Below are 14563 nucleotides of genomic sequence, written 5' to 3' on the forward strand. Positions count from 1 at the left end.
CCGCCGGCGCGTGGACCGCAGGCCGGGAGGGCCTGCGTGGGGGGAGGAACGGGTCATGAGAGTCAGCGTTTTCGGGCTCGGCTACGTGGGCTGTGTTTCGGCCGCGTGCCTGGCCAGCATGGGGCACGAGGTCATCGGGGTGGACGTGAGCCAGGTGAAGGTCGACCTGGTCAACGACGGCAAGGCCCCGGTGGTCGAGGAACGGATCGGCGAACTCACCGCCGAGGTCGTACGGACCGGAGCCCTGCGCGCCACCGCCGACGTGCGCGAGGCGATCATGGGCAGCGAGGTGTCGCTGATCTGCGTGGGCACACCCTCGGAGCCCAACGGCAGTCTGTGCACGACCTACTTGGAACGGGTCACCGAGCAGATCGGCGCCGTGCTGGCCGAGGGGGCCAAGCAGGGAGGCCGGCACACCGTGGTGTTCCGCAGCACCATGCTCCCGGGCACCTGTCTGAACCTGCTGGTACCGATCCTGGAGAAGTACGTCGGCGGCACGGCCGGGGTGGACGTCGGGGTCGCGGTCAACCCGGAGTTCCTGCGCGAGGGCACCAGCGTGCGGGACTTCTTCGACCCGCCGAAGACCGTCATCGGCGAGCTCGACCCGGCGAGCGGCGACGTGGTGGCGGCGCTGTACGACGACCTGCCCGGCGAGGTGTTCCGGGTGCCGGTCCCCACTGCCGAGGCGATCAAGTACGCGGACAACGCCTTCCACGGTCTCAAGATCGGCTTCGCGAACGAGCTGGGCGCGGTGTGCCGGGCGCTCGGGGTGGACTCGCACCAGGTGATGGACGTGTTCCTGGCCGACCGCAAGCTGAACATCAGCCCCGCCTATCTGCGGCCCGGCTTCGCCTTCGGTGGCTCCTGCCTGCCCAAGGACCTGCGCAGCCTGGTCCACGCGGCGCGGCGGGCCGATGTCTCGGTGCCCATCCTCGCCCATGTACTGGCCTCCAACTCCGACCATCTGCAGCGCGCGGTGGAGCTGGTCGAGCGCACCGGCAAGCGCAAAGTGGGCCTGTTCGGTCTTTCCTTCAAACCCGGCACCGACGACCTCCGCGAGAGCCCGCTCGTCGAGCTGGCGGAGAGACTCCACGGCAAGGGGTACGACCTGCGGATCCACGACGCCAACGTGAGCCTCTCCCGGCTCATCGGCGCCAACCGCGAGTACATCGAGACCCGGCTGCCGCACCTCGCGCAGCTGCTCGCGGAGTCCGTCGACGAAGTGCTCGACCACGCCGAGGTGTGCCTGGTCGGGACGAGGGATCCGGCCGTGCTCTCGGCGCTGCCCCACGGCGACGGCCCGGTGCTCATAGACCTCATCCACCTTCCCGACGCCGATGCGCGCCGGGCCGAACCTGGGTACGTGGGCCTTGCTTGGTAACACATCGTTGAGTAACACGGTCGGCGGCGACCGGCCGGGCCGACGCGCGCTGATCCTGGTGGAGAACCTGTCGGTGCCGTTCGACCGGCGGGTGTGGCAGGAGTGCACGACACTGCGCGACGCGGGCTGGGAAGTGCACGTCATCTGCCCGCAGGGAACCAAGCGGGACACGGAGCCGGAGGCGGTGATCGACGGGGTGCGGATCCACCGCTACCCGTTGCGCGCCGCCACCGGAGGACCGGCCGGCTATCTCAAGGAGTACGGATCGGCGCTCTGGCACACGGCCCGGCTGGCCCGCAAGGTCGGCCCGGTCCACGTGGTCCACGCCTGCAACCCGCCCGACCTGCTGTTCCTGTCGGCCCGGTGGCTGCGGCGACGCGGCGCGCGGTTCGTCTTCGACCAGCACGACCTGGTGCCCGAGCTGTACCTCTCCCGGTTCGACCGCGGCAAGGACCTGCTCTACCGCGCCGTGTGCGCCGTGGAACGGCGGACCTACCGGGCCGCGGACGTGGTGCTCGCCACGAACGAGAGCTACAAGGACGTCGCGGTGAGCCGTGGCGGCCGACGCCCCGAGGACGTCTTCGTGGTGCGCAGCGCGCCCCAGGTCGAGCGGTTCCAACCGGTGCCGCCCGAGCCTCAGTTGAAGCGCGGCAAGCCCCATCTGCTGTGCTACCTGGGCGTCATGGGCCCTCAGGACGGCGTCGACTACGCCTTGCGCGCCCTCGCCAAGCTGCGCGACGAGCTCGGGCGGACCGACTGGCACGCGGTGTTCGTCGGCTCCGGCGACGCCTTCGACGCGATGGTCGAACTGTCCCGGCGGCTCGGGCTCTCTGACCGGGTGGAGTTCACCGGGCGCATTCCGGACGCCGATCTGGTGCGCTATCTGTCCACCGCGGACGTGTGCCTCTCCCCCGACCCTCGCAATCCGCTCAACGACGTGTCGACCATGAACAAGGTCATGGAGTACATGGCGATGGGCCGGCCGATCGTCTCGTTCGACCTGAAGGAGGCGCGCGTCTCCGCCGGTGACGCCGCCGTCTACGCGCCCGCCGACGACGAGGCCGAATTCGCCAGGCTCATCGCGCTGTTGCTTGACGATCCGGAGAAGCGGGCCAGGATGGGCAAGCTCGGCCAGGAGCGGGTCAGCGGGCCGCTCTCCTGGCGGAACTCGCAAGCGTCGCTGCTCGCCGCCTACGCCGCTGCCTGCCGTGACCGCACCGCGGTGTCGGCGCGCGGCCGGTCCGCACAGGGAGGAGGCCGCTCCATTGAGCGATGACACGATACGTCTGGTCACGGTCGGGCGGATTCTCCGTCGGCGCTGGCGGCTGCTCGCCCTCCTCGCCGTGGTGGGCGCGCTCGTCGGCTACGGCACCTCGCTGCTGTTCCCGCCCCGCTACACGACGTCGGCATCGGTACTGCTGCCGGGGCAGTGGGAGGAGCGCGAACTGCTGACCCAGGCGGAGATCGCGACCAGTTCGGCGGTGGTCGACCGCGCGGCCGCCGCACTCCACTGGAACGGCGTCAGCGGCACCGACCTGCGGGACCACGTAAGCGCCAAGGCCACCGACGGGAACATCATCAAGATCTCGGGCACGGCCGGAACCCCGGAGCACGCGCAGCGGCTCGCCGACCAGGTGGCCCGGCAGTTCGTCTCCTTCGCCGCGCGGATCGCGGGCGACACCAGCGAACCCGACGCCGCCACGGGGCCCGAGGCGCTGCGGCAGAAGGTGGAGCAGACCAGCCGCCGCATCACCGATCTGGCCAATGCGGCCGATCCGGGGCAGACCGTGGAGAGCGTGCAGGCCCGCACCGAACTCGAGAAGCTGCGCACCTCGCTGCAGGAGGCGATGAAGAAGCTGGACGAGTCCGACCCGGCGACCAACAAGGCCGGCATGGTCGTCATGGGGCCGGCCGCCCGGCCGACCGGCGAGGCACCGCCGACGAGGACGCAGCTCGTCGTCGCCGGAGCGCTGCTGTCCCTCGTCCTCGCGGTGATCGGCCATCTCGCCGCCGCACGGGTGAACCGCCGACTGCGCACCGAACCGGAGATCGCCGCGGCCCTGGGCTCGGCACTCCTCGGCACCGTCGACGTACCTGATGAACGGCCCGCGCACCGGCCGCAAGACCGTAGCCCGCGGGTGTGGATCCGCCGACTCCTCGGCGTCGACACCCGCTGGGACCTACCGGCCCCGCGGGCGTCCGGCGACGAGGCCGGCAGACGGGTCCGCTACCGGCGGGTGTGCGATCGCCTCCGCGATCAACTGCCCGCCCCTCGGCGGCTGTTGGTCGTCGTGCCGGACGGCGACGAGATCGCCCGCCGGGCCGCCGGTGAGCTCGTCGCCGAGGCCAAGAGCGGTCCGCTGCTGCGGGTGGTGGGCGTTTCGGTGTCCCAGCCGATGGTGCCGGACCGCGACACCGAGTCCGGTGCCCTGGTCGTGCTCAGCGCGGGCAGCCGGACCGCGGAGGAGCTCGCCGGCATCGCCGAGGCATGTGCGGACGCACGGCATGAGGTCGTCGGCATCGTCGTCGCCGGTACGGTCCGGACCCGTCCGACGCGTACTTCCGGCCAACTTCCGGATGACGCCACCCCGGCGCTCGCGGTTCGCGGCCACGCGACGGGGGGATCTGCGTGACGACGGGCAAGACTTCGGATTCGCCGGCCGCTCCGCTACTCGACCTGCAGGCGCTGGTGGTGGCGGTGCGCAGACGCCGCCGCCTCTGGTCCTCCATGGCGCTCCTGGGGCTGCTGCTCGGCGCGGCGATGGCGGTCCTGATGCCGCCGCCGCCGAGCGCGGTGGCCAAGGTGCTGGTCACGCATCAGGCGGACCAGCCGAACGACACCGGAACGCTGATCCGCACCGATGTCGCGCTGCTGGGCACCACGCGGATCGCCGACCAGGCCCTGCGGGCCCTCAAGTCCCCGGAGAAACCCGAAGACTTCATACGGGACTACCGGGGTACCGGCCTGACCAACAACCTGCTGCAGATCGATGTGACGGGTGCCAGCGACGCGGAAGCGGTGGCCCGTGCCAAGGCGCTGGCCGACGCGTTCATCGCGGACCATGTGCGACGGATGCAGGAGGCCGCGAAGGCCGAGGCCAAGGCCCTGCTCGACCAGCGCGACCGTATGCGGGACGAACTCACCCAGGTCAACAAGGCGATCGGGGACCGGACACCGGGGAAGGACCCGAAGGCGTCGGCGAGCATCGAGTCGCTCTTCGCCCGCCGGGCCGAGCTCAACTCGCGGATCGCCGACTTCGACCAGCGCGCCGCGGAAGCGCGCACCGGCACGCCCAAGCTCATCGCCGGTACCCAGATCGTGGACGCCCCGCGCGCGGTGCGGCACTCCCTGCCCAAGGCCGCGGTCACCAACGGCGTGATCGGGCTCGTCCTCGGACTCGTCCTCGGGCTCGCGCTGGCCGCGGTCGGCACGGTGGTCGCGGACCGCCCCGTACTGCGCCGGGAGATCGCGGCCAACCTGGGCGCCTCGGTCATCGCGGAGCTGCGCAGCACACCCCGCGGGCCCGCCGGGCTGTGGCAGAGCCGACGGACCCGGGCGGCGCACGAACGGCTCACCGCGACCCTTGTCCGCACCGTGCGCGGCTCCGCGGAACCCGTCTCGCTGCTGGAACTGGGCTGCGCGCGCAGCACGGGCGTCATCGCCCTGAACGTCGCCGCGGCACTGGCGGCGGAGGGGCCGGTGGTCGTCGTCGACGGTCTGCCGGGACCAGAACTCGCCGACAGCCGCCAGCGGCCGGAAGGCGTGAGCGTGGTCGGCGGCGAGCATGCCGCGGCCGTGCAGCAGCAGGGGCACCGGCTCGGCGTCGGCTCGGTCGCGCCCGGCACGGCGTGGCTGGACCTCCAGTACCTCGGTGGCCAGACCGTGCTCGTCGTGCGTGCCGGGCACGGCAGCGCCGCCTGGCTGCACACCGTGGCGCGGCAACTCGCGGAGCAGCGCATCGCGGTGACCGGGGTGGTGCTGATCGACCCCGATCCCCGTGACCGGACCGACGGCACGCTGTGGGACGGGCCGCACACCGCGCTGCGCGGCCATTACGAACGACTGGCCCGGCAGAACGGCACAGGCCGGCCGCGGACGGAGCGGCCGTCGATGCCGGCCGCACGCGTCCCGGACAGCGACCAGGAGGCACGGTAGAACATGTGTGGCATCGCAGGCACGTACCGATGGCCGGACGGGAAGGCCGTGACCGACCGGCTCACCGACACCCTCGCCCATCGCGGGCCGGACGGGGCGGGCCGGTACAGCCATCCCGCCGGTGACGGCGAAGTGCACCTGGGGCACCGCCGGCTGGCCATCATCGACCTGTCCGAGACCGGCGCCCAGCCGATGGTCAAGGACGGCCTCGTCCTGACGTACAACGGCGAGCTGTACAACGCGCCCGAGCTGCGGGCCGAGCTGACGGCCGCCGGGGTGTCCTTCCGCGGCACCTCCGACACCGAGGTGCTCCTTGAGGCCTGGCGGCGCTGGGGCACGGACTGTCTGCCCCGGCTGCGCGGCATGTTCGCGTTGGGGATCTTCGACGAACGCACCGGTGAACTGGTGCTCGCCCGCGACCAGTTGGGCATCAAGCCGCTGTTCCTGCTGCGACGCGGCGAGGGCCTGGTGTTCGCCTCCGAGCTCAAGGCGCTCGCCGCCGCGACCGGCGGGAAGCTGGAGGTGGACCACGCGGCGCTGGTGGCCTCGCTGCTGTACTACTGGGTGCCGGACTCACGCTGCGCGTTCCGCGAGGCGGAGAAGCTGCCGCCGGGGAGCTGGCTGCGGTGCCGGCCCGACGGCCGGGTGGAGCGCGGCCGGTACTGGAACCTGAAGGACGTCGCCGCCGAGGGCCAGGAGCGGGCCCGGGCCGGCGAGCGGCCGGATCTCGCCGCCGTCGTCGAGGAGTCGACCCGGCAGCACCTGCTCTCCGACGTCCCCGTGGCGACCTTCCTCTCCGGCGGTCTCGACTCCAGCTGGCTGACCGCGCTCGCGGCCCGCCACCGGCCCGGTATCTCCGCCTACACCATCGGGTTCCGCGCCGAGGACGCCAAGTTCGAGGCGATGCCGGACGATCTGCGCTATGCCCGGCAGGTGGCCGAGCGGTTCGGCGTCGACCTGCACGAGATCGAGATCGCTCCGAACGTGCTCGATCTGCTGCCGCGGATGACGTACCACCTGGACGAGCCGATCGGCGACCCCGCCGCGATCAACACCTTCCTGATCTGCTCGGCCGCCCGGGAGGCCGGGGTCAAGGTGATGCTCTCGGGGATGGGCGCCGACGAGCTGTTCGCCGGGTACCGCAAGCATCTGGCCAACCTGCTCGCGCTGCGCTACCAGCGCGTCCCGCGCCCCCTGCGGCGCGGCCTGTCCAGGGCCGTGGACCGGCTGCCGGTCGCCACCTCCCGCCGGGGCTACCGCTCGGTGCGCTTCGCGAAGCGGTTCCTCTCCTTCGCCGATCTGCCGGAGGAGACCGCGTTCCGGCGCAGCTACACCATGTACGACCAGGACGAGCTGCTCGCCCTGCTCGATCCGGACCTGGCCGGGACGGTCGACGACGTGCTGACCGAGCACGCGGACATCTACCGGGACAACGCCCTCGACGACTTCGTCAACCGCATGTGCCTGGGCGACGCCCGGATGTTCCTGCCGGGCCTGAACCTCGCGTACACGGACCGCTCCAGCATGGCCGCGTCGACCGAGGTGCGGGTGCCGTACGTGGACGTCGAGGTGGTCAGGGCGGCGTTCGCCGTGCCCGGCGACCGCAAGATCGTCGGACGGCAGGGCAAGGCCGTCCTCAAGGAGGCGGCCACCTCGATCCTGCCCCGGGAGATCGTGTACCGGCCCAAGGGCCTGTTCAGCGCCCCGCTGCGCGCCTGGATGAGCCGGGATCTCGCGCCGCTGGTGCGCGAGGTGGTGAACGACGGCGAGCTGGTCCGTTCCGGGTTCCTGCGCCGCGACGCCCTGGCGCGGATGGTCGCCGAGGACGCCGCCGGGCAGCGGGACTTCTCCAAGCATCTCTGGCATGTGCTGACCCTCGAGTACTGGTATCGCGGCGCGACCTCCGGGTCCGGCCAGAACTCTCCCGTGACGGCTGAGAAAACGGCTTAGAAACAAGAGGACTTCGGTGAAACAGGTCGTACAGAACTACAAGAGCGGCGAGCTGGCGGTGCTCGACGTGCCGGTGCCGGGGTGCAAGACGGGCGGTGTGCTGGTCCGCAGCGCCTACTCGCTGATATCCACCGGGACCGAGCTCATGAAGGTGTCCGAGGCCGGGATGTCGATGCTGGGCAAGGCCCGCTCCCGGCCCGACCAGGTGGCCAAGGTCATGCAGAGCGTGGCCACCAACGGCGTGCCCGCCACCTACCGCAAAGTGATGGGCAAGCTGGACTCCTACACACCGCTCGGCTACTCGCTGTGCGGGGTGGTCGAGCAGGTCGGCGCCGGGATCGACGATGTGGCGGTCGGCGACCTCGTGGCCTGCGCGGGCAATGAGCACGCGCTGCACGCCGAGCTGAACTGGGTGCCGAAGAACCTCTACGCCCGGGTGCCGGACGGCCTCGCACCGCGGCACGCGGCCTTCGGCACCGTCGGGTCGATCGCGTTGCAGGGCGTCCGCCAGGGCGAGTCGCACCTCGGCGAAGTGGCACTGGTCATCGGCCTCGGTCTCATCGGGCAGCTGGTGGCGCAGCTCCTCACCGCCTCGGGAGTGCGCGTCATCGGCGCCGACCCCGACCCGGCGCGCTGCGAACTCGCCGAGCGCCTGGGCGCGGCGGCCTGCGGCGATCCCGCGTCCACGGCCGTGGAGGCCGCCGTCGCCGAACTCACCGGCGGCCACGGGGTGGACCAGGTGTACCTGGCCGCCGGCGGCGGCAGCAACCAGCCCGTCGAGCTGGCCGCCCGGCTCTGCCGGGACCGCGGCCGGGTCGTCGACATCGGCAAGTGCCGTCTGGACCTGCCGTGGAACGCGTACTACGAGAAGGAGCTCGACGTCCGGTTCTCGCGCAGTTACGGCCCCGGGCGCTATGACCCGGAGTACGAGCTGGACGGGCGCGACTACCCGATCGGCTATGTGCGCTGGACCGAGCGCCGCAACCTGGCGTGCTTCCTCGACCTGGTCGCCCGCGGCCGCGTCGACGTGGAGCCCCTGGTCTCCCACATCGCCGACTTCGACGACGCGGTCGACACGTACCAGCGTCTGAAGGACGGCGACCTGAAGGCCGTGGCCGTGCTGTTCCGGTACCCGGAGCAGGCGGGGGAAGCGAAGGAAGTGGCCGCGCCGACGGTGGCCGTGCCCCCGGTGAACGTGAAGCGGAGTCCGGCCCGGGCCGCCAAGTCGCCGGTGCGGCTCGCGTTCGTCGGCGCGGGCACCTACGCGACGTCGATGCTGCTGCCGCACCTGGCACAGCGCGACGGCGTCGAGTTGTCGACGGTCGTCACCACGACGGCGCTGTCCGCCGCCAACGCCCGGCGGAAGTTCGGCTTCGCCCAGGCGACCACCGACCTCGACGCCGTGCTCGGCGACAAGTCCATCGACGCGGTGTTCGTGGTCACCCGGCACAGCTCGCACGCCGAGCTGACCCGGCAGGCACTCCTCGCCGGCAAGACGGTGTTCGTGGAGAAGCCCCTGGCCCTCACCGAGGACGAGTTGGCCGGCGTGCTCGCGGCGGTGGAGGAGTCCGGCAACGACCGGCTGCAGGTGGGCTTCAACCGCCGGTTCGCGCCACTGCTCCAGGAGGCCAGGAAGCGGTTCGGCACCCGGACGGGCCCGGCCAGCCTGCGCTATCTGGTCAACGCGGGCCGCCTCGCGCACGGCAGCTGGTACCTCCAGCAGGGCACCGAGGGCTCGCGGTTCGCCGGCGAGGGCGGGCATTTCATCGACACGGCGAGCTGGCTGCTCGGGGCCGAGCCCGTCTCGGTGTACGCGGTCGCCCCGGCCGGCAACGAGGACCTCCAGGTCGTGCTGCGCTACCCGGACGGGTCGACCGCCACCATCAGCTACGTCACCACCGGCGCGCCGGGCTTCCCCAAGGAGACGCTGGATCTCGTCGCGGACGGCAAGGTGCTGCGACTCGACGACTTCGTCCGCGCCTCGGTCCACGGCCCTGAGAAGTGGGTCAGTTCGCGGCTGCCCAAGGCCCGGGACAAGGGCCAGAACGCCGAGCTGGCCGCGTTCATCAGGGCCGTGCGGACCGGGGGGCCGATGCCGGTGCCGCTGGAGTCCCTCGTCGCCACCACGGCGGCCACCCTCGCCGTGCAGGCCGGCCTGGTCGGCGGCGCACCCGTGACGTTGGCGAGCACACGATGACGGTGAACTCGGGGAGCCCGGGCTGGTACCTGCGGCGGCTGACCCGGATGGGGCCGCGGGAGGTCGGCGGCCGGGTGGGCGACGCGGTGCGCAGGCGGCGTTGGCGCTCGGCGCCGCCGGACTGCCCGGCCGTGACCGGCGCCCGGTTCACCGCGGTACTGCCCGCCGGGGCCGTCGCCGCGGTGCCACCGGACGCCGCGAAACGTCTCATCGCCGAGGCGGACCGGCTGATGGACGGGCACGTCGAGTACTTCGGGGTGGCCCGCGCCGACCTGGCCGACCCGGACTGGTGGGGCGACCCGAAGACCGGGCGCCGGGCTCCGTGGGGCTACGCCTTCGACGTGCCGTACCGGAACGAGGACGCGGTCGGGGACATCAAGCAGATCTGGGAGCTGTCCCGGCATCAGTACCTCACCGTGCTCGCCGCCGCGTACGCGATCACCGGGGACGAGCGGTACGCCGAGCGGGTGGCCAAGCATCTGCGGTTGTGGTGGGCGGCCAATCCACCGCTGCGCGGCGTGCACTGGATCAGCGGCATCGAGCTGGGCATCCGGCTGCTTTCCTGGGTGTGGATCCGCCGGCTGCTCGACGGCTGGCCGGGCGCGGCCACTCTGTTCGAGGGCAACCCGGTGGCGCGCAACCAGATCTGGCACCACCAGCGCTGGCTGGCCGCCTTCCCCAGCCGGGGGTCCTCGGCGAACAACCACGTCATCGCCGAGACCGCCGGGCAGTTCGCGGCGGCCTGCGCGTTCGGGTGGTTTCCCGCCTCGGCGCGGTGGCGAGCCGACGCGCTGCGGTCGCTGGAGCGGCAGCTGCGCGCCAACACCTTCGTCTCCGGCCTCAACCGCGAGCTGGCCACCGAGTACCACGGGCTCGTCCTTGAGCTCGGCCTGGCCGCGGTGGCCGAGGCGGATGCCGCCGGCGTGCCGGTCCCCGCGTCCGTCCGGCTCGTCCTGCTGCGGATGACCGACGCGCTCGCGGCGATCGTGGACAGCCGGCTGCGGCCGCCCCGCCAGGGGGACGCGGACGACGGCCACGGTCTGGTCGTGGACGGCGCGGGCACCGACCGCTGGGCCTCGCTGCTGGCCACCGGGGACGCCGTGTTCGGCCGGCTCGCCTGGTGGCCCACGGTGACCGGCACCGATGTGCGCACCCCGCTGCTCGCCGCGCTCATCCAGCCGTACGCGAAGAGCGGAACCGCACCGGCCGTGTCCCGCCCGGCGAGCCGACCGGCCCACTTCGCCGACGCGGGCATGACCATCCTGCGCGGTCCGGAAGAGATCTGGTGCCGCTGCGACGGTGGTCCGCACGGCTTCCTGTCCATCGCCGCGCACGCCCACGCGGACGCGCTGTCCGTGGAGGTCCGGCACGACGGGGTCGATGTGCTCGCCGACCCGGGGACGTTCTGCTACCACGGGCAGCCCGAGTGGCGGCGGTACTTCCGGTCGACCCTCGGCCACAACACCCTGCAACTGGACGGCGGTGACCAGTCCGTCTCCGGCGGCCCGTTCCTGTGGACCCGGCACGCCAGGAGCCGTGTCCTGGCCGCGGACACATCCGGCGACGGTGTGGCCCGCTGGTCTGCCGAGCACGACGGTTACCAGGGCTCCGTGCACCGCCGCCGGGTGGAACTGACGGCCGCGAGAGGGGAGCTGAGGGTGGTCGACGAGGTCCGCAGCCAACACAGCCCGCGCCGGGCCGCACGCCTGGTGTTCCACCTCGGCCCGGCGATCACCGCGGACCTGGTGGGGAACCGAGCCGTGCTCACCTGGACCCGGGACGGCGAGGACCGCTCCGCGGTGCTCGACCTGCCCGCGGAGCTGTCCTGGCGGGCGCATCGCGGCGAGAGCGACCCGCCGCTGGGCTGGTACTCCCCCGGCTTCGGGCGCAAGGAACCCACCACAGCGCTGGTCGGCACCGGCTTCGCCGACGCTTCGGGCGCAAGGAACCCACCACAGCGCTGGTCGGCACCGGCTTCGCCGACGACACCGCGCGGATGGCGGAGTTCACCACCGTACTCAGGTTCCGCGGCTAGGGGCGCGCGTGGGGATCAACAAGAGGCGGCACTGGGCGTGGGCGGCGGCACCGCTGGCGCTGGCCCTGCTGGCGACGACCGGCTGTGAGAGCACACCGGGCGCCTCGGCGGAGCCGAAGGCCGCGCCGACCACATCCGCCGCCCGGTCCGTGGCCCGGGTGTGCGCCAAACCCGCGGCCGGGCCGGCGACGGCGCCTGCGGGCGCGGTGACGGTCGACCCCGCGGTGGCCGGTGATCTGGCCGCGAAGACCAAGAGCAGCCCCCCGCACACCACGTTCTGGCTTCGGCCGGGCAAGCACCGGCTCGACCCGGACCGCTACGCCCAGGTCATCCCCAAGGAGGGGAACAGCTACCTCGGCGCGCCGGGCGCGGTGCTCGACGGCCACAAGACCAACCAGTACGCGTTCGGCGGCAGCGCGCGCGACGTCACCATCCGCTATCTGACCGTGCAGGGATTCGTCGCGCCGCAGAACGAGGGCGTGGTCAACCATGACTCGGCCGACGGATGGGTGATCGAACACGCGACGATCCAGGACAACTCCGGCGCCGGGCTGATGGCCGGTGCCCGCCAGCAGGTCCGCGCCAGTTGCCTGCGCGGCAACGGACAGTACGGGATGAACGCGTACAAGACCGGTGACCCCATCAGCGGCCTGGTGGTCGAGGGCAACGAGATCGTGGGCAACAACACCGACGACTGGGAGCGGCGGCGGGAGGGTTGCGGCTGCACCGGAGGCATCAAGTTCTGGGCCGTCAACGGCGCCGACATACGCGGCAACTGGGTGCACGACAACCGTGGAACCGGGTTGTGGGCGGACACCAACAACAACGACTTCCGCATCGAGAACAACGTGCTGGAGGCCAACGACGGTGCCGCGCTGATCTACGAGACCAGCTACAACGCGGTCATCCGGAACAACACGATCCTGCGGAACAACTGGGTCGAGGGCCGCAAGTACGCCGACCGCGGCGACACCTTCCCGTTCGCGACCGTCTACCTGTCGGAGTCCGGCGGCGAACCACGGATCCGGGCCCGTACGGACAAGATCGACATCTACCGGAACGTGCTGGAGAACAACTGGTCCGGCATCACCCTGTGGGAGAACGCCGACCGGTTCTGCAACAGCCCGGCCAACACCTCGTCCGGCGACTGCACGCTGCTGGTGCCGCACTCCGACCGCTGCGCGCGGCCGGCGATCGCCACCGCGCCGCTCTACACCGACTGCCGGTGGAAGACCCAGCGGGTGGACATCCACGACAACCGCTTCCTGCTGGACACCGCCGTCGTCGACTGCACGGTCAAGTGCGACCGCATGGCGGTCCTCGCCAACTACGGCACCTATCCGGACTGGTCGCCGTACCAGGGCGAGCAGGTGGCCGAGGCGATCACCCTCAAGCAGCGCAACCGCTGGCACGACAACGTCTACGTCGGACCATGGAAGTTCGTCGCCCACGACCCGAGCCGGGTGCTCGAATTCATGCAGTGGCAGGCCACGCCGTATCTGCAGGACGCCGGCAGCACCCTGGCCCCACGGGCCGGTGGTTGAGATGGGCGGACACCTGATACGCGGTGGGCTGCCGGGCGGAACGGAGACGGCGGACGCACAGCCCGGCGCCGAACCGCGCCCCGACGGCACACCGAGGACCGTCGGCATGGTCTGGGGGCTGCTGATCCTCAACACGCTCGGCTCCGCCGGGGCGAAGACCATCATCCCGCTGCCGCGCTCCCTCATCCAGCTCGTCACCATGGGCTCGCTGGTCGCCGCGTTCGCGCTGGCGCTGGCGCTCAACCTCCGGCTGCGCATCAGATCCAGCGCCTTCCTGTTCCTGCTCACCCTGCTGCTCGTACCGAGCGTGATCTCCAGCGCGCATCTGGAGTCCGGGTTCGGCGCGCTGTTCCGGTGCACCAGGCTGGCTCTCTTCGTCGGCACGCTGTGGCTGCTCGGCCGCTGGTGGGACGGTGGTCTGACGTTCGTCCGGCACCACATCCGGATGTACTTCGCGGTGCTCGGTTCGGTGGCCGCGGGCTTGGTCGTCTCCCCGGGCGCGGCCATGCCCGAGCTCTACGGCGGGCGCCTCGTCGGCGCGTTGTGGCCGCTCACACCGCCGCAGATCGGACAGTACGCCGCGGTGATCATCGGGCTCACCGTGCTGCTCGTACTGGGCCGCCGGACCGACCGGGCGAGCGCGGCGGTGATCATCGTGCCGTCACTCGTCCTGCTCGCCCTGACCCATACCCGGACGGCGACGCTCGGCCTGTTCGTCGGGCTGACGTTGGCGATCACCTCGCTCGTCCTGACCAGCGCCGCCGCCCGCCGGTTCTTCACCTGGGCGGTGTTGTCCGCCACGGTGGCCGCGGTGGGGTTCAGCTCCGCGCTCCAGGCGTGGTTCCTGCGCGGACAGAGCAAGGAGAACTTCTCCAACCTCACCGGCCGGGCCAAGGTCTGGGACGCCCTGCTCGCCGCGCCCCGGACGACCGCGGAGAAGGTGTTCGGGGTGGGCCTGGGCGACAAGTCGTTCGGCGGGCTGCCGATCGACAACAGCTGGCTGGCCGTCTACAACGAACAGGGTCTGATCGGCGTCGTCCTGGTGGCGGCGATCATCATCGTCCTCGCCGGCATCGCGTTGCTGCGACCGCCGTCGCTGTCGAGGGCCTGCGCGATCTTCCTGATCAGCTACTGCGCGATCGCGTCGTACACCGAGGCCGGTCTGGGCGACGCCTCGCCGTATCTGCTGCATCTGGCCGTGGCGGCCTCACTGCTCGCGGCGCCCGCCGAGGACGCGCCCCTCTCCACGCCCGCAGTTCCCCGACGACGTGTCCCGCGATGGGCCAGGGATCGGAAGTGA

The 14563-nt window shown here is 71.7% G+C and carries 8 protein-coding genes and 1 pseudogene; all 9 read left to right on the forward strand.

What is annotated here, in order from left to right; all coding sequences use genetic code 11:
- The first annotated feature begins 55 nt into the window (after positions 1 to 55).
- The 9 genes and pseudogenes from A8W25_RS02475 (at position 56) to A8W25_RS02515 (ending at position 14563) form a co-directional block, all read left to right on the forward strand.
- Positions 56 to 1381: a nucleotide sugar dehydrogenase gene (locus A8W25_RS02475; RefSeq protein WP_067154999.1), complete on the forward strand. Its 1326-nt coding sequence runs from the start codon at positions 56 to 58 to the stop codon at positions 1379 to 1381.
- A pseudogene (locus tag A8W25_RS02480) lies at positions 1338 to 2650 on the forward strand (glycosyltransferase family 4 protein). The gene A8W25_RS02475 and the pseudogene A8W25_RS02480 overlap by 44 nt, the downstream one beginning before the upstream one ends.
- A complete protein-coding gene (locus tag A8W25_RS02485) occupies positions 2647 to 4014 on the forward strand; it encodes a Wzz/FepE/Etk N-terminal domain-containing protein (RefSeq protein WP_067155002.1) in 1368 nt (455 codons plus the stop codon). Before A8W25_RS02480 ends, A8W25_RS02485 begins: the two are co-directional and overlap by 4 nt.
- Positions 4011 to 5537, forward strand: a complete 1527-nt coding sequence (locus A8W25_RS02490) for a Wzz/FepE/Etk N-terminal domain-containing protein (RefSeq protein ID WP_067155005.1) — start codon at positions 4011 to 4013, stop codon at positions 5535 to 5537. Before A8W25_RS02485 ends, A8W25_RS02490 begins: the two co-directional genes overlap by 4 nt.
- A 3-nt stretch (positions 5538 to 5540) precedes the next feature.
- Positions 5541 to 7487, forward strand: coding sequence for an asparagine synthase (glutamine-hydrolyzing) (asnB, locus tag A8W25_RS02495; RefSeq protein ID WP_067155008.1), 1947 nt, complete (start codon positions 5541 to 5543; stop codon positions 7485 to 7487).
- Positions 7488 to 7503: 16 nt separating this feature from the next.
- A complete protein-coding gene (locus A8W25_RS02500; RefSeq protein ID WP_067155011.1) occupies positions 7504 to 9684 on the forward strand; it encodes a bi-domain-containing oxidoreductase in 2181 nt (726 codons plus the stop codon).
- On the forward strand, positions 9681 to 11807 hold the full coding sequence (locus tag A8W25_RS02505; protein ID WP_234386134.1) for a heparinase II/III family protein: 2127 nt from the start codon (positions 9681 to 9683) through the stop codon (positions 11805 to 11807). The genes A8W25_RS02500 and A8W25_RS02505 overlap by 4 nt, the downstream gene beginning before the upstream one ends.
- A complete protein-coding gene (locus A8W25_RS02510) occupies positions 11728 to 13263 on the forward strand; it encodes a right-handed parallel beta-helix repeat-containing protein (RefSeq protein WP_067155014.1) in 1536 nt (511 codons plus the stop codon). The genes A8W25_RS02505 and A8W25_RS02510 overlap by 80 nt, the downstream gene beginning before the upstream one ends.
- A gap of 1 nt (position 13264) precedes the next feature.
- Positions 13265 to 14563 (forward strand): O-antigen ligase family protein, encoded by a 1299-nt coding sequence (locus A8W25_RS02515; RefSeq protein WP_067155017.1) that lies wholly within the window; start codon positions 13265 to 13267, stop codon positions 14561 to 14563.

The organism is Streptomyces sp. ERV7 (assembly GCF_001653515.1).
GTDB lineage: Bacteria > Actinomycetota > Actinomycetes > Streptomycetales > Streptomycetaceae > Streptomyces.

What these genes read in the sequence shown, in the direction of transcription:
- A8W25_RS02475 (WP_067154999.1), top strand. Translation starts at nt 56, where the DNA reads ATGAGAGTCAGCGTTTTCGGGCTCGGCTACGTGGGCTGTGTTTCGGCC.
- asnB (WP_067155008.1), top strand. Translation starts at nt 5,541, where the DNA reads ATGTGTGGCATCGCAGGCACGTACCGATGGCCGGACGGGAAGGCCGTG.
- A8W25_RS02505 (WP_234386134.1), top strand. Translation starts at nt 9,681, where the DNA reads ATGACGGTGAACTCGGGGAGCCCGGGCTGGTACCTGCGGCGGCTGACC.
- A8W25_RS02515 (WP_067155017.1), top strand. Translation starts at nt 13,265, where the DNA reads ATGGGCGGACACCTGATACGCGGTGGGCTGCCGGGCGGAACGGAGACG.